General features: G+C 59.9%; 19 protein-coding genes. 16 read left to right on the forward strand and 3 right to left on the reverse strand.

What is annotated here, in order from left to right:
• The first annotated feature begins 366 nt into the window (after positions 1-366).
• The 9 genes from NYR50_RS18085 (at position 367) to NYR50_RS18125 (ending at position 11,011) form a co-directional block, all read left to right on the forward strand.
• Positions 367-1,515 carry an acyltransferase family protein gene (locus NYR50_RS18085; RefSeq protein WP_211398696.1) on the forward strand — a complete coding sequence of 383 codons (1,149 nt, stop codon included), beginning with the start codon at positions 367-369 and terminating at the stop codon, positions 1,513-1,515.
• Positions 1,516-1,519: 4 nt separating this feature from the next.
• Positions 1,520-2,311, forward strand: coding sequence for a glycoside hydrolase family 16 protein (locus NYR50_RS18090; RefSeq protein WP_174011060.1), 792 nt, complete (start codon positions 1,520-1,522; stop codon positions 2,309-2,311).
• A gap of 66 nt (positions 2,312-2,377) precedes the next feature.
• Positions 2,378-3,559, forward strand: a complete 1,182-nt coding sequence (locus tag NYR50_RS18095) for a glycosyl transferase family 1 (RefSeq protein WP_418137771.1) — start codon at positions 2,378-2,380, stop codon at positions 3,557-3,559.
• A 17-nt stretch (positions 3,560-3,576) separates the two neighbouring features.
• Positions 3,577-4,575, forward strand: coding sequence for a glycosyltransferase family 2 protein (locus tag NYR50_RS18100; protein WP_174011056.1), 999 nt, complete (start codon positions 3,577-3,579; stop codon positions 4,573-4,575).
• Positions 4,572-5,516 (forward strand): glycosyltransferase, encoded by a 945-nt coding sequence (locus tag NYR50_RS18105; RefSeq protein WP_174011054.1) that lies wholly within the window; start codon positions 4,572-4,574, stop codon positions 5,514-5,516. Before NYR50_RS18100 ends, NYR50_RS18105 begins: the two co-directional genes overlap by 4 nt.
• On the forward strand, positions 5,516-6,496 hold the full coding sequence (locus NYR50_RS18110; protein ID WP_174011053.1) for a glycosyltransferase family 2 protein: 981 nt from the start codon (positions 5,516-5,518) through the stop codon (positions 6,494-6,496). Before NYR50_RS18105 ends, NYR50_RS18110 begins: the two co-directional genes overlap by 1 nt.
• Positions 6,497-6,580: 84 nt before the next feature.
• A complete protein-coding gene (locus NYR50_RS18115) occupies positions 6,581-7,486 on the forward strand; it encodes a UTP--glucose-1-phosphate uridylyltransferase (protein ID WP_006313752.1) in 906 nt (301 codons plus the stop codon).
• Between the two features lie 107 nt (positions 7,487-7,593).
• Positions 7,594-9,942: a polysaccharide biosynthesis tyrosine autokinase gene (locus NYR50_RS18120; RefSeq protein ID WP_174011051.1), complete on the forward strand. Its 2,349-nt coding sequence runs from the start codon at positions 7,594-7,596 to the stop codon at positions 9,940-9,942.
• A gap of 124 nt (positions 9,943-10,066) precedes the next feature.
• Positions 10,067-11,011, forward strand: a complete 945-nt coding sequence (locus tag NYR50_RS18125) for a 2-hydroxyacid dehydrogenase (RefSeq protein WP_174011049.1) — start codon at positions 10,067-10,069, stop codon at positions 11,009-11,011.
• A gap of 24 nt (positions 11,012-11,035) precedes the next feature.
• On the opposite strand, the gene NYR50_RS18130 is transcribed toward NYR50_RS18125, so the two are convergent.
• Positions 11,036-14,011 (reverse strand): PAS domain-containing protein, encoded by a 2,976-nt coding sequence (locus NYR50_RS18130; RefSeq protein ID WP_174011047.1) that lies wholly within the window; start codon positions 14,009-14,011, stop codon positions 11,036-11,038.
• Positions 14,012-14,374: 363 nt separating this feature from the next.
• Between NYR50_RS18130 and NYR50_RS18135 the strand changes: the two genes are divergently transcribed.
• The 3 genes from NYR50_RS18135 (at position 14,375) to NYR50_RS18145 (ending at position 17,534) form a co-directional block, all read left to right on the forward strand.
• Positions 14,375-15,373 (forward strand): ABC transporter substrate-binding protein, encoded by a 999-nt coding sequence (locus NYR50_RS18135; protein WP_174011040.1) that lies wholly within the window; start codon positions 14,375-14,377, stop codon positions 15,371-15,373.
• A gap of 219 nt (positions 15,374-15,592) precedes the next feature.
• A complete protein-coding gene (locus NYR50_RS18140) occupies positions 15,593-16,480 on the forward strand; it encodes an ABC transporter permease (protein WP_174011038.1) in 888 nt (295 codons plus the stop codon).
• Positions 16,473-17,534 carry a quaternary amine ABC transporter ATP-binding protein gene (locus NYR50_RS18145; protein ID WP_174011036.1) on the forward strand — a complete coding sequence of 354 codons (1,062 nt, stop codon included), beginning with the start codon at positions 16,473-16,475 and terminating at the stop codon, positions 17,532-17,534. The genes NYR50_RS18140 and NYR50_RS18145 overlap by 8 nt, the downstream gene beginning before the upstream one ends.
• Here NYR50_RS18145 and NYR50_RS18150 read toward each other — a convergent pair.
• Positions 17,526-18,761, reverse strand: a complete 1,236-nt coding sequence (locus NYR50_RS18150) for a TIGR03862 family flavoprotein (RefSeq protein WP_174011034.1) — start codon at positions 18,759-18,761, stop codon at positions 17,526-17,528. The two genes, NYR50_RS18145 and NYR50_RS18150, sit on opposite strands and share 9 nt — an antisense overlap.
• Positions 18,762-18,822: 61 nt before the next feature.
• Between NYR50_RS18150 and NYR50_RS18155 the strand changes: the two genes are divergently transcribed.
• The 3 genes from NYR50_RS18155 to NYR50_RS18165 are packed head-to-tail and all read left to right on the forward strand — an operon-like array spanning position 18,823 to position 20,763.
• On the forward strand, positions 18,823-19,410 hold the full coding sequence (locus NYR50_RS18155; RefSeq protein ID WP_174011032.1) for an IMPACT family protein: 588 nt from the start codon (positions 18,823-18,825) through the stop codon (positions 19,408-19,410).
• A gap of 49 nt (positions 19,411-19,459) precedes the next feature.
• Positions 19,460-20,128 carry a pseudouridine synthase gene (locus NYR50_RS18160; RefSeq protein WP_174011030.1) on the forward strand — a complete coding sequence of 223 codons (669 nt, stop codon included), beginning with the start codon at positions 19,460-19,462 and terminating at the stop codon, positions 20,126-20,128.
• An 8-nt stretch (positions 20,129-20,136) separates the two neighbouring features.
• Positions 20,137-20,763, forward strand: coding sequence for a class I SAM-dependent methyltransferase (locus tag NYR50_RS18165; protein ID WP_174011028.1), 627 nt, complete (start codon positions 20,137-20,139; stop codon positions 20,761-20,763).
• On the opposite strand, the gene NYR50_RS18170 is transcribed toward NYR50_RS18165, so the two are convergent.
• Entirely contained in the window at positions 20,764-20,949 is a 186-nt protein-coding gene (locus NYR50_RS18170; RefSeq protein ID WP_174011026.1) for a hypothetical protein, read from the reverse strand.
• A gap of 184 nt (positions 20,950-21,133) precedes the next feature.
• On the opposite strand from NYR50_RS18170, the gene NYR50_RS18175 reads away from it, so the two are divergent.
• A complete protein-coding gene (locus tag NYR50_RS18175) occupies positions 21,134-22,363 on the forward strand; it encodes a PQQ-dependent sugar dehydrogenase (RefSeq protein WP_174011024.1) in 1,230 nt (409 codons plus the stop codon).
• Positions 22,364-22,370: the final 7 nt, after the last annotated feature.

A 22,370-nucleotide genomic window follows, 5' to 3' on the forward strand; every position in this document is an offset into this window, starting at 1 on the left:
TCGTCGGGAAATACGCCTCATTTCCGCCGTTAACCGGTCCTTGCTGCGGCACGCGCCTCCGCCGCTGCAAGGCCGGACACCGCTGTTTTTGCAGCGCAACATCACGACAAATGACGATTCCACACAGTTCAGAGATTTTTAACGACGGGCGAATTTTAGAAAAGTTGTTTTATTTCATTCACTTGATTTGAACCCCCAACAGGAATTGCTAAAACGCCAGACATTCACCCGCAAAATCTAAGCTTGTGTTTTTCCCGCGCCGCCACATTTTATCCCAAAGTCGTAACCAGACTTTCCAGTGCGGGCGCAAGTTCGCTCTGGTTGCAACGCGGCGTGGGGAGACGCCGCCAAATAGGGGTGACTGATGTGACTGTCGATCAGAACCTATCCTCCCGTATCAATTTGATGCGCATATTGTTGATCTCGGGGATCGTGTTCGTGCATGTGCCGCACGATGCCGAAACGAGCCCGTTTCTCGGCCTCTACGGCTTCTTCGACTGGCTGCGGGTTTTCCTGGGCGATGCGCTGTTCCGTATCGGCGTGCCCTGTCTCAGCGCGATATCCGGTTACCTGCTGTTTCGTCGCGGCATGAGCAGTTTCGACTATCCGGCAACGATCCGTTCGAAGTCGAAAACCGTGCTTTTACCCTTCCTGCTATGGAATGGTGCGCTGTTTGCCGTTGTGCTGCTGGTGCAGCTGTTCGATGTCGGTGTGGGTTATTTCCCCGATCTCTGGAACGCCAGCCCGCGTGAAATCATCAGCCACGGAACGGCGCTAGAAGAGTTGCCGGTGAATGTGCCGCTGTATTTCCTGCGCGATCTCTTCGTCTGCATCCTGCTGTCGCCCGTGCTTGCCTTTCTGATGCGCCGTTTCGCGCTGCCGACACTGGCGATCCTGCTCATCATCACGGCGATGCCAGATCTGACGATCTTCATCGTCCAGAAAAAATCGATCCTCTTCAGCTTTTCGCTCGGCATTGCGCTCGCGCTGCACCGGGTCGATGTCAAGGCGCTCGATCCCTATGCCCTGCCGATCATGGTGCTGACCTTCGCCGCCTCCGCCATGCTGGCGACCGGCCTTTATTTCACCGGCCCGGAATTCACCTTCTGGCTCAACATGTCGCGCAATCTGCTCGCCGTCTTCGGTGCGCTCGGTTTCTGGGTCTCTTCTTCCATCCTCATCCGCAGCCGGCTTGGCCAGCGGCTTGCCGACACCGGCAGCCTGAGCTTCTGGATATTCTGTGCCCACTATCCGCTGCTCGTCATCATGTGGATGGTGTGGAACCGGGGCGGACCGGACTTTTACCCCGCCTTCTATATCAGCGCGACGCTTTCCGCCTTCGTCATTCTAGTGATCAGCAATGCCCAGACCCGCAAATACCTGCCGGCCATCTATGGCGTGCTGACGGGAAGCCGCAACGCCAAACGCAGGGCGAAAGCCGATGTTGCGAACAAACGCAGTTCCATCATCGGTCCGCCCACATCCGAAACGCTTTATTCGCAACGACAGAGGTGAACCAATGACAACATTTGTCACCCGCGTTCAGACACGCATTTTTCTTGCCGCAGCCCTCTCGGCCACGGCTCTCGCAACACCGATCCACGCGCAGGAAGGCAATGGCACATCCTTCATCGAGAACTTCGACCAGATGGACAGAAGCTTCTGGTACGTTTCCGACGGCTGGAACAACGGCGCGCATCAGAATTGCACCTGGTCGAAGAAGCTGGCGACCGTGGAAAACGGTCAGCTGACGCTTGGCTTCGATCAGCAAAAACTCGGCGAGCGCAACTTTGCCTGCGGAGAAATCCAGACCAAGGGCCGTTATCGTTACGGCACCTATGAGGCGCGCATGAAAGCCGCCACCGGAACAGGATTGAACTCCGCTTTCTTCACCTATATTGGCCCGACCGACAAGAAACCGCATGACGAAATCGACTTCGAGGTTCTGGGCAAAAATACCGGCAAGGTCCAGCTCAACCAGTATATTGCTGCCAAGGGCGGCAATGAGAAGCTGGTGCCGGTAGAAGGTGGCGCCGATGCCGGGTTCAACGACTACGCTTTCGTCTGGGAACCGCAGCGCCTGCGTTACTACGTCAACGGCAAGCTCGTCCATGAAGTGACGGACGAGACGAAAATTCCCCAGAACGCCCAGAAGATCTTCTTCAGCCTGTGGGGCACCGATACGCTGAAAGACTGGATGGGCAAGTTTGCTTATGCCGGGCCATCACAGATGGTCGTCGACCGCTTCGCGTTCACCGCGCTTGGGGACAAATGCCAGTTTCCCGAAAGCATCGCCTGCGCGCTTAATTGACCGGATTTTTTTGAACCAAAACCTGTGCTGCGGCGTCTTTGACCCGCGAACCAACCGGAACCCCGCATGACCCATGTTCTTTATCTCGCGCATGATTTGTCGGACCCCGCCATTCGCCGGCGGGTGCTGACCCTGCTTGCGGGCGGGGCACGGGTCACGCTGGCAGGTTTCCGGCGCGGACAGAACCGGCTGGCCGAGATCGAGGGGGTCGTTCCCGTTGTGCTGGGGGAAACCGCCGACGGGCAGTTTTTGCAGCGCCTGGCGGCGGTGGCGAAAGCCAGCCTTTCGCTCTGCAAGACATTGAGCGACATTCCAGCACCCGACGTCATTCTCGCCAGGAACCTCGAAATGCTGGCTCTGGCGAAGCGAGCCATGTCGCTTTACGACCGCCAGCCAGCGCTGGTCTACGAATGTCTCGACATTCACCGCCTGCTTCTCAACAAGGGCAAGCCCGGGCAGATGCTGAATGCTGCGCAGCGTTATTTCGCCCGCGACGCCAAGCTGCTGGTGACGAGTTCTCCGGCCTTCGTGGAGCATTATTTCAAGCCCGTCTCCGGCCTTAACCTTCCCGTCCTTCTGCAGGAAAACAAGGTGCTGGCGCTCGACGCCACCTTTGCCGCCACGCCGCAACCACGCGCACCTGCTCCCGGAGAACCGTGGAAAATCGGCTGGTTCGGCGCACTTCGCTGCCGCAAATCACTCGAAATCCTCGCCGACTTTGCGAAGCGCATGGAAGGCAGGGTCGAAATCATCCTGCGCGGCCGGCCGGCCTATTCGGAGTTTGCCGATTTCGACGGTTTTGTGGCTGCCGCCCCGCATGTGCATTTCCATGGGCCTTACAAAAACCCCGAGGATCTGGCCGCCATCTACAACGAGGTGCAGTTCACCTGGGCGATCGACTTTTTCGAGGAGGGCCAGAATTCGAGCTGGCTATTGCCCAACCGGCTTTATGAGGGCTGCCTTTACGGCACCCTGCCGATTGCGCTTGCCGGCACGGAAACCGCCCGTTTCATCGAAAAACGCGATATCAGCTTTGTCCTGCAACATGCACGCCCGGACGATCTCGCCGCCCTGTTCGGCCAGATGACACCGCAAACCTATGCGGAGGCCTTCAATACCCTCTCGGCAATCGACAGGAAACAATGGCTGACGGACCGCGACGATTGCCGTCAGCTGGTGCAGCACTTGTCCTCGCTTTCCAAATCCGCTTCCGGCCACGCCCGTGAAGCGCAGTTTTCACCCGTGTAGTGCGTAGGGGGCAAATCATGGAAGGTCTTGGTCATTCCGGCATCAAAACGCTGATCGTCATTCCTTGCCTCAACGAGGCAAAGACGATCGAGGGACTGCTTGTCAAATTCACCGGCGCGATGCAGGGGCGTCTTTTCCGCATCGTCGTTGCCGATGGCGGCAGCACGGATGGAACCCGCAATATCGTTTCCGCCTTTGCGGCGGCGGATGACCGCGTCACGCTGCTTGCCAATCCGAAACGCATTCAGAGCGCCGGCATCAACCTTGCCGTCGCCACCTTCGGCGAGGATTTCGATTACCTCATCCGCATCGATGCCCATGGCGACTATCCGGACGATTATTGCCAGCGGCTGATCGAGGATGCGGATCGTATCGGTGCGGATTCCGTCGTCGTCGCCATGGATACGGTCGGCCATGGTCTGTTTCAGAAGGCAACGGCCATCGCGCAGAATTCCAAGCTCGGCAATGGCGGCTCCAAGCACCGGGAAGGCGCCAAGGGCCACTGGATCGACCATGGCCACCACGCCTTGATGCGGATTGCCGCCTTCGATGCGGTCGGCGGTTACGACGAGAGCTTCAGCCACAACGAGGATGCCGAACTGGATTTCCGGCTGCGCAAATCCGGTTTCCGCATCTGGATGACCGACAAGACCCGCATGACCTATTACCCGCGCGCCAGCGTCATGCCGCTCTTCAGGCAATATCTCGCCTACGGCCGCGGCCGCGCGAAGAACCTCTTGAAACATCGCTCTATCCCGAAAATCCGCCAGATGATTCCGCTCGCGGTTCTGCCGGTATTCTTGTTTGCACTGCTGTCGCTCGTGCATTGGGCGGCACTTATTCCGCTCGGCCTCTGGATCGCCGCATGTGTGGGGTATGGCTTGTGGATGGCAATAGGTCAGAAAAACCCATACGGCCCCCTCGCCGCCTTTTCGGCAATGGTGATGCATCTGGCCTGGTCCACCGGCTTCTGGCTGGAACTCCTGAAATTCCGGGGAAGAAAGGCTGTCTCATGACCGACAACACCGTCACCCGCCTGCATGATTCGAAAACCGTCGATATCGGCATCTGCACCTACAGACGCCCGGCGCTGGTCGCCACACTTCTGTCACTCTTCGAGCTGGACGTGCCGGAAGGCGTGAAAGTTCGCTTGATCGTTGCCGATAATGACGAGCAGCCGAGCGCCAAGGCGAGCGTTGATCGCCTGCGCGAAACCGCCCCCTTCGAGATTACCTATGTGCATTGCCCAAAATCGAATATTTCGATTGCCCGCAATGCCTGCCTGTCGGAATGCACGGCGGACTATCTCGCTTTCATCGATGATGACGAAACCGCCCCGCCACATTGGCTCGCCGCCCTTCTTAAAAAGGCCGACGAAACCGGTGCGGAAACCGTTCTCGGCCCCGTGACGGCGGTGTACCGGGACAATGCCCCGGCCTGGATGAAACGCGGCGATTTCCACTCCACCGTGCCGGTCTGGGTGAATGGCGAGATCATCACCGGTTACACCTGCAACACGCTTCTCAAGATGGAAGCGCCCGCGGTGAAGGGCCGGCGCTTCGCCCTGGCGCTCGGCCAGAGCGGCGGTGAAGACACGCATTTCTTCTCGCATCTACACGCCGCCGGCGGCGGCATCGTCTTTGCGGAGGATGCCGTGCTGTCGGAGCCGGTTCCGGAAAACCGGGCGAGCTTCATGTGGCTTGCCAAGCGCCGCTTTCGTTCCGGCCAGACCCATGGCCGCGTGCTGGCCGAAAAAAAGCCCGGTGCTCGCCGCGTGGTTCAGGTCATCAAGGCTGGCGCAAAGGTACTTTATTGCGGCGTCTTTGCCGCGCTGAACGGTTTCAACGCCGTGCGCCGCAATCGTTATGCGCTGCGTGGCGCGTTGCATATGGGCTCGATGAGCGGCGCCTTCGGCGTGCGTGAAATCCGTCAATATGGCGCGGTGGAGGCGACCTGATGGAGAATCTTGCCTCGCCACCCGATATCAGCTTCGTCATCGCCGCCTATAATGCCGCCGATACCATTGAAGCCGCCGTTCAAAGCGCGCTCGACCAGAGGGGCGTGACGCTGGAAGTGATCGTCGTAGACGACCGTTCCGCTGACGATACCATCCCGCTCGTGGAGGCGATTGCCGCCATCGATCCGCGTGTTCGCCTGCTTGCGCTCGAAGAAAACCGTGGTCCGGGCGGCGCCCGCAATGCCGGCATCGAAGCCGCGACCGGGCGCTGGATCGCCGTGCTTGATTCCGACGATGTTATCCGCCCGGAGCGCTCAGCCTGCATGATGTGCCGGGCGGAAGCCGCCAATGCGGTCATCGCGGTCGATAATCTCGATGTCGTCTACACCGACGGCAGGCCGATGGAGACGATGTTTCCGGAAGAATTTCTGGAGGAACGAGCGGTTCTCACGCTCGAAGACTTCATTTCCTCCAACATCCTGTTCCGCTCCACGTTCAACTTCGGCTATATGAAACCGATGTTCCTGCGCAACTTCCTCAATAATGAGGGGCTGCGCTTCCGCGAGGATATCCGCATCGGCGAGGATTATATCTTGCTCGCCTCAGCGCTTGCGGCCGGCGGTCTCTGTGTCATCGAACCAAAGCCGGGTTATATCTACAATATCCGCGAAGGCTCGATTTCGCGTGTGCTCGAACTTCATCACGTCGAGGCGATGATGCGGGCGGATCAGGAGTTCCTGAGCCATTACACCTTGCTGCCTGCCGCCATGGATGCGCAGCAGGCGAGAGCCCGCAGCCTGCAGCTGGCGCATAATTTTTTGACATTGGTGGAAAACATCAAGCGCCGCTCGCTACTCGGCGCCTTGAAAACCACGATCAGGGATCCCGCCGTGCTGGGGCATTTGCGAATGCCGATTGCAGTGCGGCTGAGGAGGCTGCGGGACGCGATGTTTGCGCCTGCGGCAAAAATACAGGGGTGAGAAGGCAGATTTCGTGAAATTTGCGCGCGGACGACCTCTGCGCGGGGACTGGGGACAGATCAAACCTTGATGAAGGAGAACACGATGGACCTGAACAGAACTGTCAGAAAAGCCGTCATTCCGGTAGCCGGCAACGGCACGCGGTTTTTGCCCGCCACCAAGGCGATGCCAAAGGAAATGCTGACGATCGTCGATCGGCCGGTCGTGCAATATGCTGTCGACGAGGCCATGCAGGCCGGCATCGAACACATTATTTTCGTCACCAGCCGCAACAAGACCGCCATCGAGGACTATTTCGACAGCGCACCCGAACTCATCAACACGCTCACCCGCTCGGGCAAGACCGTGCAGGTGCTGCAGCTGGAAAAGATGCTGCCGGTTGCCGGCACGGTCAGCTACACCCGCCAGCAGGTGCCGCTCGGTCTCGGCCACGCCGTGTGGTGTGCGCGCGAACTGGTGGGCAAGGAGCCTTTCGCCCTGCTGTTGCCTGATATGGTGTCCTATGGTGCACGCGGCTGCATTGCCGGGCTGATGGAGCTTTACGACGAAGTCGGCGGCAATATTCTCGGCGTCGAGGAATGCCTGCCGGAAGAAGTCTCGTCCTATGGCGTGGTCGGCGTCGGCCAGAAGGTCAATCACGGCTTTTCCGTCACTGAAATGGTCGAGAAGCCGGAACCGTCCAAGGCGCCTTCGAATTATTATCTGAACGGCCGTTATATCCTGCAGCCGGAAATCTTCGATATTCTCGCCAGGCAGGAACGCGGCGCGGGCAATGAGATTCAGTTGACCGATGGCATGAAGCGACTTGCTGAAAAGCAGCCGTTCCACGCGCAGAAATATTCGGGCCGCACCTTTGATTGCGGCAGCAAGCAGGGCTTCATTGCCGCCAACGTCGCCTTCTCGCTGATGCGTTCGGATATGGAAGCCCAGGTCCTCGCTTCGGTGAAGGAACTGATTGCAAACCACGAAAGCCGCGTCCAGGCGGCCTGACGTTCATCGCGCCACCGGGGAGGCGGCCGGCGCATCGATAACGGGAGGCGGGAAGGCGAGCGATGCTCGGCTTCCCGCGTACCATTTTTAATTCACAAGGTAGGTCCATGCACCACAAGACCTTTAAATCAAATATTGGTTTTCCGGAATCCGGCAAGGATTCCGACACGTTCATCGACCTCGACCGCCTGTGGGCCGCCGTGGTGCGTCGTGCCAATGTCATTGCCGTCTCCGTCATTGCCGCCGTCGTCCTCGCCGGCCTTTATCTAGTGCTCGCGACCCCCGTTTACACCGCGATGACGCAGGTGCTCTTGGATGAAAGCCTTTCCCGTTACGCGGAAGAGGAATCTCCGGTGCCGGCCGCGCAGATCGTCGACAACCGCATAGCCAGCGCCGTGGAAATCCTCAAATCCAAGGAAATGGCGCTGACGGTGGTCGACAAGGCAAAGCTTGACGAGAACGATACCATCGTCAATCCGCCGATGTCGCCGGTCGAACTCGTCAAATCTTCCGTGCGCGGCATCCTCGATCTCGTCCTGCCGGGCGATCCACCGGTCTCCGAAGCCGCGATCCGCGCCGGACGCCGCGAAAAGGCAGCCGCCGTACTGCAGCAGTCGCTGACGGTGGAACGTGTCGGCCGCAGCTCGGTCATCGCCATCTCAACCCGCTCGACCGACCGGCAGCTCGCCGCGCAGATCGCCAAGACCTATGCGCAGGCCTACCTGACCGAACAGCTGAACGCCAATTTCGACGCCAGCGAACGCGCCTCCGTGTGGTTGCAGGAGCGCATGACCGACCTCAACCAGCGCGCCCAGGCGGCCGAGCTTGCCGTCCAGAAATACCGGTCAGACAACAATATCGTGTCTTCACGCGGCGAACTGATGTCGGAAAGCCAGCTTGCCGATCTTAACGGCCAGCTCATCGCCGCGCAGGCCGATGCCGCCACGGCATCTGCCCGTTACAGCCAGTATAAATCGATCATCGACCGTGGACCGGAAACGGCCGTCGACAACGCCGTCGTATCTGCTCGTGACACCGACAATTCGGTCATTCAGGATCTGCGCAAGCGCTACATCACGATTTCCGATCGACAGCGGGGTATCGTCCAGCAGTTCGGTGCAGATCACCCGCAGGCAAGCGCGCTTGACGCCGAGAAGAAGGAATTATCGCAGCAGATCTTCCAGGAATTGCAGCAGCTGACCGGCAGCTTCAAGAACGAATATGACGTCGCAAATTCCCGCGTACAGTCGCTGCGCGACAATATCGACAAAGTGGCTGGCCGCAATTCCGAAGCCAATATCACCATGGTGCAGCTGCGCGAACTTGAGCAGCGGGCAACGGCACTACGCACCCTCTACCAGTCCTATCTCGGCCGTTTCGAGGAGGCTTCGCAGAAACAGTCGCTGCCGATCGCCAAGGCCCGCATCATCTCCGAAGCAGGCCTGCCGACCTCGCCTTCCAGCCCCAAAAAGACCATGACAATGGCGCTTTCGGTCATCCTCGGCCTGATGCTGGGTGGCGGTATCGCCGCACTTCTGGAATTCCGCGATCGCTTCTTCCACACCGGCAATGATGTGCGGGACAATCTGCGCATGCGTTTCCTGGGCTATCTGCCCTTCATCGGTGAAAGAGGCGTGGAAAATGCCAAGACCGGCAACAACGCCGCTACCCCCGGCGGCGAGAATGCCACGCTTGACGAAAGCGGGCAGGTCTCCTTCCAGAAAATGCTGCGCCTTGCCGTCGACAGCCCGCGCTCCAGTTTCGCCGAAACGCTGCGCAACGTGAAGCTGACGGCGGATGTCGTCATTCAGGAACGCCAGTGCCGGGTTATCGGCGTCATTTCCTGCCTGCCGAACGAAGGCAAGTCGGTCGTGGCACTCAACCTCGCCGGGCTGATCGCCTCGACAGGCAAACGCACGCTTGTCGTGGACGCCGATATCCGCAATCCCGGCCTCAGCCGCATGCTGACGACACGCCAATCCGCCGGTCTGGTGGAAGTCGTGCTCGATGAAGTTCCGTGGACGCAGGCGGTGAAGGTGGATACGCGCACCAAGATGGGTATTCTGCCTGTTTCTACCAGCAACCAGTTCGCCCATTCGAGTGAATTGCTCTCCTCTTCCGGCATGCGCAAATTCATCGATTCTGCACGCGAAGCCTGCGATTACATCATCGTTGACCTTGCGCCCGTCGTTCCCGTGATCGACGCCAAAGCCTTTGCGCCGCAGGTGGACGGCTTCGTCTTCGTGACCGAATGGGGCAAAACGCCGATTCAGATGGTGCAGAACCTGATGGCCAACGAACCGCAGATCGCCAACAAGACGCTTGGCATCGTGCTCAACAAGACCGACATGACGGAATTGCAGCGTTATGCCGGCCCCGGCGGTTCGGAGCATTATCACGAGAAATTCTCGGCCTATTACGGCGACGCAAAACCGCCCGTGAAGGAAGATGCCTGATCATGAAAAGGCCCGGTGAAAACCGGGCCTTTTTTCTGCGAGGGTACGATCGACAAACCAATGGCATTACCCGGCGAAATGCGCATTGATGGCGGAAAGCCAAATCGCAAGCAGGACCAATCTCATGCCATCACCCATCGCCTTTGTTTCGCGGATGAATGCGGAAACGGAAGCCGTCTGGAAACAGGCGCTGCGCGCCGCCATGCCGGAAGAGGACATCCTTTCCTTTTCCGAATTGAGCGCGGAACAGAAAAGCCGGGTGGATTTCGCCATCGTCGCCAATCCCGATCCCGCCGATATTGCCGCACTTCCGGGCCTCACATGGATCCACAGCCTGTGGGCGGGTGTCGAGCGGCTGGTGCTGGAACTGGGTGAGAAAGCTCCGCCCATCGTTCGATTGAAGGACCCCGAGCTTTCCCGTGTGATGGCGGAAGCCGTGCTCGCATGGACCTATTATCTGCAGCGCGACATGCCGGCCTATCGAGAGAACCAGGAAAAGGCGCTCTGGCAGGAGCTGGACTACCGCCATCCCGGCGAGATGACCATCGGCCTGCTCGGCCTTGGGGCGCTCGGAACGGCGGCGGCCGAGCGCCTCACCCATGCCGGTTTCAACGTCGCTGGCTGGAGCCGTTCGGAAAAGGCAATTGCGGGTGTGGAAACACTGAAGGGCGATGACGGGCTGCAGGCATTGCTCGAAAAAAGCGACATTCTCGTCTGCCTCGTGCCACTCACCGATGCGACGCGCGGCCTTCTCGATGCCGGACGTCTCGCCATGATGAAACAGGGGGCTGCACTCATCAATTTCGCCCGTGGCGCCGTCATCGTCGCTGACGACCTACTCGCTGCGCTCGATTCCGGCCGGATTTCCCACGCCGTCCTCGATGTCTTCGAACAGGAGCCACTGCTCCCGGCTTCGTCATTCTGGCGGCACCCGAAAGTCACCGTCCTGCCGCATATTTCCGCGCCGACAAGCCGGGAGAGTTCGGCCCGCATCGTGGCGGGGAACGTCCGCATCTGGCGGGAGACCGGCAGGCTACCGGACACGGTCGACATGATCCGCGGTTACTGAGCCGGCGACAAGACGGCGGGCGGCCTATTCCGCCCCCGTCGCCTTTGCCGTATGGGCCTGTTCGACGGCCGAGACGATCTGCTGCTCGTCATAGGGCTTGGTCAGCAGCACCGCGCTTTCGGGCGCCCCTTCCGGCAGATGGCTGTCGCCCGTCGCAAACACGATGGCAAGGCCCGGCTTGCGGCGCAGGGCCTCCGCCGCCAACTCGCCGCCTTTCATGTCGGGCAGGCCGAGATCTGTCACGAGAACGTCTATCGGGTCCGCCTCGATCACCTTCAGCGCCTGCGCGGCATTTCCCGCCTCGACGACGGCAAAGCCGCTTTCCGACAGCATCTCCGTCGAATTCATCCGGATCAGCTCATCGTCCTCGACCAGCAGCACGCGGATAGACCTGTTTTCACTGTCCACCGCGCTCGCGGTTCGCGAAGGTTTGGAATAACCGCTCGTGGCCGCCGATTGTGCTCTCGACAGCGATACCTGCTTGCGATTGGCGATCACATGGCGAATGCGCCGTGCGAGCGCTTCGCGTGTATAGGGTTTGGACAGCAGCTCCACCCCGGCATCCAGCTTGCCGCCGTGCACGATGGAGTTTTCCGTGTAGCCGGACGTGAAGAGAACGGCGAGGTTGGGCAGTCGCTCCTGCGCGCGGCGTGCCATTTCCCGGCTTTTCAACGGCCCCGGCATCACCACGTCGGTGAAGATGACATCGATCGGAATGCCGCTTTCCACCACCGTCAGGCCGGCCTGCGCATCACGGGCGGTCAGCACCCGGTAACCGAGGTCACCAAGCGTCTCGACGACGGTGTTGCGCACCTCCTCGTCATCCTCCACCACGAGAATGGTTTCCGTTCCGCCCTCGACGGGACCGGTCGGCATCACCACTTCCCTGTCCTCATCGGCAGCGGAGCGCGGCAGGTACATCTTCACCGTCGTGCCCTGCCCCACCTCGCTATAGATGTTGACGTGGCCGCTCGATTGTTTTGCGAAACCATAGACCATCGAAAGACCGAGACCGGTGCCCTTGCCCTCCGGTTTTGTCGAGAAGAACGGTTCGAAGACCTTTTCGAGAATCTCAGGCGACATGCCCGATCCCGTATCGGTGACGGCGAGCATCACATATTGCCCAGCCGAAACCTCGGAATGCTTGCGGGCATAATCACGATCGAGCACCGCATTGCCAACTTCGATGGTCAGCTTGCCATGCCCTTCCATGGCATCGCGCGCATTGATGGCGAGATTGAGCAGCGCATTCTCCACCTGGTTGGGATCGGCATAGGTGTTCCAGAGACCACCTGACGTAATGACCTCCACCTCTATCCCCTCGCCGATCGAACGGCGCAAAAGATCATCCATGCCGGTCACGAAACGGGCGATATTGATGACGCGCGGCTCCAGCGCCTGCCGGCGGCCGAAGGCCAGCAGCTGGCTGGCGAGCTTTGCACCACGATGGACACCGGCTAGCGCATTTTCCAGCCGCCGTTCGGCGCGTTCATTGCCGATCACATCCTTCGACAGCAATTGCAGATTACCCGCGATCACCTGCAGAAGATTGTTGAAATCATGCGCCACGCCGCCCGTCAGCTGGCCGATGGATTCCATCTTCTGCGCCTGCTGTAACGCCTTTTCGGTCTGGCGGCGCTCCGCCATTTCCATCTCGACACGCGCTTCCAGGCCTTCGTTCAATTGCCGAAGCTGCTCTTCCGCCCGGATGCGATGGCGAATTTCGCGCTCGAGATTGCTGGCATGCTCCTTGAGAGTGTCTTCGGCTTGCCGCTGCTCGGTTATGTCCGTGTGAACCCCGACCCACTCGGCAATGGCGCCTTCCTTGTTAAAGATAGGCACGCCACGGATGGCAAAAGTGCGATAGACACCGTCGTGACGACGCACCCGATGTTCCCAGATATAGGTCGACTTTTCCGCGACCGCCCTGTTCCAGCTATCGACAGACCCCTGCCTATCGTCCGGATGAACCGCGTCTGCCCATCCAAAATCTTTATATTCTTCAGGAGTTTGGCCTGTCAACGCGGCCCAGGCAGGCTGATCGCCCAGCATCCTGCCCTCGGCGCTGTTGGTCCACAACACGCCATGCACAGCCTCCACCGCCGCCCGGAAACGGTTGTTGCTGATGAGGATTTCCTGTTCGGAGCGCTTGCGCTCCTCGATGTCAATGATGAGCACATAGATGCCATCGACGGAACCGTCAGTCACATAGCGCGGCACGTAGCGGATTTCCGCGGCGCGCATGGTCCCGTCAGGCCTGCGAATAACCGTGTCGGACACGATGTTCTCGCCGCCAAGTGCACGATCGAGATAGGGTTTTCGGGCGGCGAAAAACGCTTCGCCCACGATATCGGGCACGCTGCGGCCGATCACCTCTTCAGCGCCGCGGCCGAACCATTCCAAATAGCCGTCATTGGCGAATTTATAGATGTAATCACGATCGACATATCCGACCAGAATAGGGAGCGCGTTGGTCAGCCGGCTAAGCTCCATGCGGCTCTGCTCAAGCGCCTCGAGCGCCCTCACCTTATCGGTATTTTCAAGCACGGTGCATAAAACGCCGTCCACCGTGCCGCCCTCGTTATAGATCGGCGTGTAGAACAGATCGAAGATCACCTCTTCCGGCACGCCATGTCGCATCAGCGTCATCGGCTGGTCGCGATAGGCCATCACCTCGCCGCGGAAACCGGCTTCCAGGATGCGGCTGTTCCAGTCCCATATTTCGGGCCAGATGCCGGGCACCGTTCCGCCAAGTGCCCTCGGGTGATAATTACCGGCAATCTCCGCATAGCCGTCATTATAAATCATCACATGGTCGCGTCCCCACATCAGCACCTGTGGAATGGGGGAATTGACGACGGAGTTGGCCTTCTGCCGCAGATGCGGCGGCCAGTCGCAAATAGGACCGAGCGATGTCTTCGACCAGTCGAAGCTCCGCACAAGCTCACCCGTTTCACCGCCACCGATCGGCCATACCGGGGCAGCACGAAGATTGGTCATTCAACATCACCACAAATCGAGAGGAAACCTCCCGTAATACACGACGAGAGAAAAGTCCAAGAAAACAGAAACTTCCGCTTATTGTTCCAGAGGTTTTTCAAAAAATCGAAAAAGTTCCACCGCGTCACAAATTTCGTGTCGCAACCGCTAAAGAACGTGAAAATTCAGAGCCTTCGCACCGAAAATTTCACTAATAAAACCCTTCACAAGAGGCTTTGCTTGAGGATTGCCATCCTCAATACGCCAGAAATTGCCGCAAACGGAATGGCCACAAAGGAATTATTAAGCCTCAATAAGGGTGCTGGCGGTCGCGGTGCCGTCAGCGCCCGGGTCTTCGCCACACCGCGACCAGAGGGAACAACAATGAAAATACTTTTGGGTGCCACAATTCTTTCTGCCGGCTTCGCCTTTTCAGGCGGCGCGGCTTATGCCGCCGACTGTGGAAACGTGACAATCGCCAGCATGAACTGGCAATCCGCCGAAGTCGCCGCCAATCTCGATAAATTCATTCTTGAAAAAGGCTATGGTTGCTCCGCCGAAATCGTGACCGGCGACACCGTGCCGACATTGACCTCCATGTCCGAAAAAGGCCAGCCGGATATCGCCCCCGAGGCCTGGGTCAGCCTGCAGCCGGAAATCGTCAAGCGGGGTCTGGAAGGCGGCAAGGTGGTCGCAGCCGCCAAGATTTTGTCGGACGGCGCCGTCCAGGGCTGGTGGATTCCGAAATATCTCGCCGATGCCAATCCTGACCTCAAGACCATTCCTGACCTTTTCAAACACCCCGAACTGTTCCCCGCGCCGGAAGACAAGTCCAAGGGCGCCGTGTTCAACGGCCCGCAGGGCTGGGGCGGTACTGTTGTCACCGCACAGCTCTTCAAGGCTTTCGGCGGTGAAAAGGCTGGCTTCACCCTCGTCGATACCGGCTCGGCCGCAGGCCTCGACGGTTCCATCGCCAAGGCTTACGAAGCCAAGCAGCCATGGGTCGGTTATTATTGGGCCCCCACATCGTTGCTCGGCAAATATGAGATGGTGAAGCTCGGTTTCGGCACCGAATATGATGCGGCCGAATGGAAGCGCTGCACCTCGGTTGCCGATTGTCCGGACCCGAAGCCAAATGCATGGCAGGTGGATGACGTGCAGACGCTCGTCAGCAAGAGCTTTGCCGACCGTGCCGGCCCGGCCATGGACTATCTCAACAAGCGCGCCTGGACCAACGCCACCGTCAACAAGCTGATCGCCTGGATGACCGACAACCAGGCAACCGGTGAAGACGGCGCCAAGCAATTCCTGAAGGAAAACGAAGCCCTCTGGAAGGGCTGGGTCTCTCCTGAAGTCGCGGAAAAGGTCAAGGCCGCCCTTTAAAAGCGCGTCCTCACATATCTGCCCGGCAACCGGCGTTCGCCAATGGCGACGCCGCGCCGCATCGGCTCCGGAATGCCTGACGGCTTCCGGGCGATGATGCGCCGGTTCAACAGAGCGTTCCGCCCTGTGTCCTCAAGGACGCGCGGCGCTCTGGCGATTTTACTCCCGGAGTGCGGAGGACATCGATCCCCGCCTCCGGTTCTTCATGGAGAACAGGATATGGAATGGCTTTTCAAATTTCCGACCATGAATGACGATGCTCTGCGCGCGCTGAAAAAAATCATCGACGAGGGATTCCGGGGCTTCACCCGAACCTATGGCGGCGCGATTGAGGGACTGTTCACACCCCTGCAGAGCTTTCTCATCTGGGCGGAAAGGCTTTTGATCGGCGCACCCTGGCCGGTCGTTATTCTTATTGTCGGCGCGCTCGCCTGGTTTGCCAGCCGCAGCGCTACCATCGTTTCACTGTGTTGCGGTATTCTCTTCGCCATCGGCTGGTTCGGCATGTGGGAAGACACGATGAAGACGGTCTCGATGATCTTCGTCTGCGCGGTGATGTCCATCGTCATCGGGTTGCCGATCGGCATCGCCATGGCACGGTCGAACCGCCTGCAGAACGTGGTCAATCCCGTCCTCGACGTGATGCAGACGATGCCGAGCTTCGTTTACCTCATTCCCGTCGTCATGCTTTTGGGCATCGGCCGCGTGCCTGGCGTCATCGCCGTCATTATCTATGCCATTCCGCCCATGATCCGGCTGACCAATCTCGGTATCCGCATGGTCGACCACGACGTGCTGGAGGCGGCCGACGCTTTCGGATCCTCGAAGCGCCAGAAACTGTTCAAGGTGCAGCTGCCGCTCGCACTCCCCACCATCATGGCCGGTATCAACCAGACCATCATGATGGCGCTCGCCATGGTCGTCATCGCCTCCATGATCGGCGTGCAAGGTCTTGGCCAGCCGGTGCTGAAGGCCATCGCCAACCAGTATTTCACGCTCGGCGTGTTCAACGGGCTTGCCATCGTCGGCATCGCCATCATCTTCGACCGCATCAGCCAGGCCTACGGCCTTCGTCTGCAAAAACACCGGGAAGTGGCGCATGGCTAGTCAATCGATCGAAATTCGCAGCCTCTACAAGATTTTCGGCTCCAAGGCGGCAAATCATGTCGAAGCCGTGAAGGCCGGCATGTCCAAGGCTGAGCTCAACACCACGCATGGCCATGTGCTTGGCCTGCGCGACATCAACATCACCATGCCAGGCGGGCAGATCACCGTGATCATGGGCCTTTCCGGCTCGGGCAAATCGACGCTGATCCGCCACGTCAACCGGCTGATCGACCCGACTGCCGGCGAAATCCTCTATGGCGGTACCGATGTCTGTCGCCTCAACGAAGCGGATCTTCTGGAATTCCGCCGCCACAAGACGGCGATGGTATTCCAGAAATTCGGGCTGCTGCCGCATCGAAACGTGCTGCAGAATGTCGTCTACGGCCTTGAGGTGCAGGGTATCGACAAACGCGAACGCGAGGAGCGGGCCGAAGTCTGGATCAGGCGCGTGGGGCTTGAGGGTTTTTCCAACCATTATCCCAACCAGCTTTCCGGCGGCATGCAGCAGCGTGTCGGCCTCGCCCGCGCGCTCACCAACAATGCCGAAATCCTGTTGATGGACGAGGCCTATTCCGCACTTGATCCACTGATCCGTGTCGACATGCAGACGGTGCTGCTGGAATTGCAGAAGGAGTTGAAGAAGACCGTGGTCTTCATCACCCACGATCTCGACGAGGCGCTTCGGCTTGGCGACAAGATCGCCATCCTGCGTGACGGCGAGATCATCCAGCAGGGCACGGCCGCCGAGATCGTGATGTCACCAGCCGACAGCTATATCGAGGCCTTCGTGGAAGAGGTCAATCGCGGCAGGGTCATTCGCCTCGGCGCCATCGTGCAGCCGGAATTTTCCGGCCAGTCCCGCCTTCAGCTCGATGCGGATATGACGGTCGAGGAAGGCCTGCGCGCGCTGGTCCGCGAAAATGTCAGCAGCGCCACGGTTGTCGGGGAAAATGGCAAGGTGCTCGGCACTGTCACCACCGACATCATCATGCGCTGCCTCGTTACGACCGCGCATAGCGAGGACGGCGGCATGGCGGAACGGCTGTCAGGCTGAACCTTCAAGCCACCCGGCCATACCCTTCGCCGCCGCCTTGCCGGTGGCGAAACAGGCGGTCAGGAGATAACCGCCGGTTGGCGCTTCCCAGTCCAGCATTTCCCCGGCAACAAATAGCCCGGGGATGCTTTTCAGCATATAGTTCTCGTCAACACCGCTCCACGCGACGCCGCCCGCTGCCGAAATCGCCTCGGCAATCGGCCGCGACCGCAGGAGCGGTATCTCCAGGTGTTTCAGTCTCGCTGCGACAAATTCATCCGGCATGGCCGCGATGTCGGGGAAGATTTCCCGCAACAGCCCGACCTTGACGGCGGAGAGGCCGGCGGCCTTGCGCATGCGGTTTGCGAAACTCTCCTTCCGCCCAAGCTTTTCCAGATCGCGGCTGAGCCGTTCCACCGTGCGTCCGGGTGCAAGATCAACCGCAAGCGCCGCGCCGCCCACCTGTTCCAGCCGGTCGCGCAGTGCGGCGGAATGGGCATAGACCACGCTGCCCTCTATGCCGTGTTTCGTGATCACGAACTCGCCCTGAAAGGCTCCGGCCGGAGAAATCGTCACCGTGGATTTCACGGCCTCACCGGCAAAACGCTCTCGGAAAATATCGCTCCAATCGACGTCGAAACCGCAATTGGTGGGACGGAACGGGGAAACCTCCACACCCTTCTGCGCCAGCATCGGCACCCAGGCGGCATCGGAGCCGAGCCGTGGCCAGCTCGCGCCGCCGAGTGCCAGCAACACGGCATCGGCCTTGATGGTGACCTCGCCGTCAGGCGTTGCAAACACCAGCCGGTCGCCGGAAAAACCCGTCCAGCGATGTCGCGTCCGGATGGTAACGCCCTGCGCTTCCAGTCGTGCAAGCCAGACGCGCAACAGCGGCGACGCCTTCATCACCCTGGGAAACACCCGGCCGGAGGTGCCGACGAATGTTTCCTGCCCCAGCCGCTCAGCCCAGTCGCGAAGCTTCTCAGGCGTGAAATCATCAAGGGCGGCGCGCAGCCTCGGTTCCGCCTCGCCAAAACGGTAGCGGAAACTGTCGTAATCTTCGGCATGGGTGATGTTGAGACCGGATTTTCCGGCCATCAGCAATTTGCGCGCCACGGTCGGCATAGCCTCGAACACCGTCACGGCATGACCCGCGGACGAGAGCATCTCGGCCGCTATCAGCCCCGCCGGCCCGCCGCCGATAATCGCGACCTGCCTCGCCTCGCTCAAAACCCTCTCCTTAGCCATCTTTGCCGTTGGGAGCCTTATACCGATTTCCGGGCGCGAATATATGCGATATTGAACGCGGATGTTCACGCTCGACCGCCCCGTTACCTTTTCGCAGGATATCAAAAAAAGCCGCTTCATCGCCTTTGCCGCACCAGTGACCGGCGAGGAGGATGCGAAGAGCTTTCTGGCAGTGCATTCGGACCCCGATGCCAACCATAATTGCTGGGCCTGGCGAACGGGTCAGACCTATCGTTTCAGCGACGATGGCGAGCCTTCCGGCACGGCGGGAAAGCCGATCCTTCAGGCGATAGACGGTCAGGCGCTGGATAATGTCGCGGTTCTCGTCATCCGCTGGTTCGGCGGCATCCTGCTCGGCAGCGGCGGGCTGATGCGTGCCTATGGCGGTACGGCGGCGGCCTGCCTCCGGCTCGGCGAGACTTCACCCGTCATCGCCTATGTCAGCGCGACCTTGCGCTGCCCCTTCTCCGATCTGGCGCTGGTGAAATCGCGGCTCTCCGCCACGCCAAACCTGCGGCTGGAGAAGGAAGATTTCACCGGCAAAGGCGCGGATATGCTGCTCTCCGTTCCAGCCGAAGAAGCCGAACGGCTGACCCGGCTTCTGAGCGACCTGACCAGCGGGCGCGTCAATCTTCACATTCCAGACTAGCACACCTCGAGCGACTGTCCGAATGCGCAATTCGTGCTAAGGAGGCGGTATGTCACTTAAGCTTTCCAACCCGATCTACAATCCGCCGCTTGATCCCTGGCTTACTATCGTGCACCGCGATGACGACCTGCTGGTGCTGGACAAGCCGAGTGGGCTTCTATCCGTGCCGGGGCGCGATCCGGCACTGTCGGACAGCCTGATGACGCGGGTGCAGAAACAGTTCCCGAAAGCGTTGATGATCAACCGGCTGGACAAGGACACGTCAGGCATCGTGCTGATGTCGCTGAACCGCAAGGCGCATGCGGCGATCGCCGCCCAGTTCGAGAAGCGTGAAACGCGCAAATCCTATGTGGCCATCGTCTGGGGCACGGTCGCGGGCGAAGAAGGCAAAGTGGACCTGCCGCTGGCGATCGATCCCAACAACAAGCCCCGCCACCGGGTGGACCATGAAAATGGCAAGTCGGCGCAAAGCCTTTGGCGCGTCCTGGAGCGATTGCCGCTTCCCGCGACGAGGCTGGCGCTTACGCCCCTTACCGGTCGCACCCACCAATTGCGGGTGCATATGAAGGCACTCGGCCACCCTATTCTCGGCGATGAATTTTATGCCGAAGGTGAAGCGCTCACCGCCGCACCGCGTCTGATGCTGCATGCGCAAGAGGTGGGCTTTCGCCATCCGGATGGCCGTGACGTCACCTATACCGTGCCCTGCCCGTTCTGAGGTCGCAGATGAAGGAACAAAACGAAAGTTTCGTGGTGGATTTTGTTGGCGGCGCGGTCGGCCACCGTTTCCGCTCCGGCGAAGGGCGCGGACAGGCCCTGCCGAAAGCCGCCGGTTTCACCAAGGGCCGCACGCCGAAAATTGTCGATGCCACGGCCGGGTTGGGGCGGGATGCCTTCCTGCTCGCATCGTTGGGAGCCGAGGTCACCCTCATCGAACGTTCGCCTGGCATGCATGCTCATCTCGCTGATGGTATCAGCCGCGCCCTGGAAGCGGGCGGCGCTTATGCCGAGGCGGCGTCCCGCATGACGCTGCTGCAGGGTGATTCCCGTCAATTGCTGAAAGAGCTTTCACCCGAGGTGGTGGTCATCGACCCCATGCATCCGCCCCGCCACAATACGGCGCTGGTGAAAAAGGAAATGCGGGTGCTGCGGGAACTGGTGGGCTCCGATCCGGATCAGGTGGAGCTGATGGAGGTGGCGCTTGCCCATGCAACAAAGCGGGTGGTGCTGAAATGGCCGCTGCGCGCCGAGCCGATGCCGGGCATTCGCAAGCCCTCACACCAGATCATGGGCAAGAATACCCGTTATGATGTTTTCATGATCTTCGGAAACTCTCTCGACCAGCAGGAATGATCAGCGAAAGTTTGGCTTGCGCTGCGCATTCATCAGAAGCTCGTGCCGCGACGCGAACTCGCCGAACAGCTTTCTCAGCCTGACTTCCTCGGATTTGTCCAGCCGGTAACGGCGGCAGAATTCCGCGACGTTAAGGATCGGCTTCGGTCTGTTCCCGTCTATCGTCTTGTTGTCGATGATCTGCATGGCACCCTCCGTATAACAGAGGCCAAACGTCGCCCACGCCTCGCGGTTCCCTATGAATTCGCATGGATGAGAAAAGAGCGTGGTGCCTGCACACGCAATGATCAAGTTTTCTTGAAACTCTCGAACGAAACGAAATTCTCCCCAAATGGTTTCCTGCGTGACCTTAACGATGGAAGGGAGACCCATGTTCCACAACAACCGATTTCTGAGTTCGACGATCCTGTGCGCGTTGCTCGCCGTGCCGCTTGCCGGCGCCGCCCACGCCCAGACCGCTCCGGCTGCCGAAACCAAACGGCCGAATGTGCCGGATCAGAAACCGGCTTTTGAGGGCCAGACCCGGGCGCCGCAGGCCGCCACCCAGCCAAACGTTGAAAAAACCGTTGTCGCCGAGGGCCTGCCGCATCTGTGGTCCATGGAATTCCTGCCCGATGGCCGCATCATCGTCGCCGCCAAGGAAGGCGCCATGCATATCGTCGCCGACGGCAAGGCCGGTCCTGCGCTGGAAGGCGTGCCTGCTGTCGCCTCCGACGGACAGGGCGGTCTTCTCGACATCGCGCTGGCACCGGATTTCGAGACATCGCGCAAGATATTCTTTTCCTTCTCCGAACCGCGTGATGGCGGCAACGGCACCTCCGTGGCCTCCGCAAAATTGACCGAAGAGGGCGGCACGGCGAAGCTGGAAGATGTCTCGGTGATCTTCCGCCAGATGCCGACCTATGACGGCGACAAACACTTCGGCTCCCGCCTGGTTTTCGGCCCGAACAACGAGCTTTACGTCACCGTCGGCGAACGTTCGGACGCAAAGCCGCGCGTGCAGGCACAGGATCTGTCGAGCGGTCTCGGCAAGGTTTTCCGCATCGATACCGAAGGCAAGGCCTTTGAGGGCAACCCCTTCGCCGGCCAGCAGAATGCGCTTCCCGAAATCTGGAGCTACGGTCACCGCAACATGCAGGCGGCAGCGCTGGACGGTCAGGGCCGGCTCTGGACGGTGGAGCATGGCCCCAAGGGCGGCGATGAGCTGAATCTGCCAAAAGCGGGACTGAATTACGGCTGGCCGGTCATCACCTATGGCGTCGAATATAGCGGCCGGTCCGTCGGTGAGGGTGCCACCGCCAAGGAAGGCATGGAGCAGCCGGTCTATTATTGGGACCCGGTCATCGGCCCGTCGGGCATGGCCTATTATGACGGCGACCAGATTCCCGAATGGAAGGGTTCCTTCATTATTGGTGGTCTGGTGAGCCAGGGTCTCGTTATCCTGCATATCGACGGCGACAAGGTCGCGACCGAAAGCCGCCTGCCGCTCGAAGCGCGTATCCGCGACGTCAAGATCGGGCCGGATGGTGCGGTGTACGCCGTGACGGAAGAGCGCGGTGGTGGAAACTCGCAGATTCTGCGGATTGCCAAGGCCGGCTGAGAAAACT

The sequence above is a fragment of the Agrobacterium sp. El2ro-1b genome (assembly GCF_048298475.1).
In the GTDB taxonomy this organism is placed as follows: domain Bacteria; phylum Pseudomonadota; class Alphaproteobacteria; order Rhizobiales; family Rhizobiaceae; genus Agrobacterium; species Agrobacterium fabrum.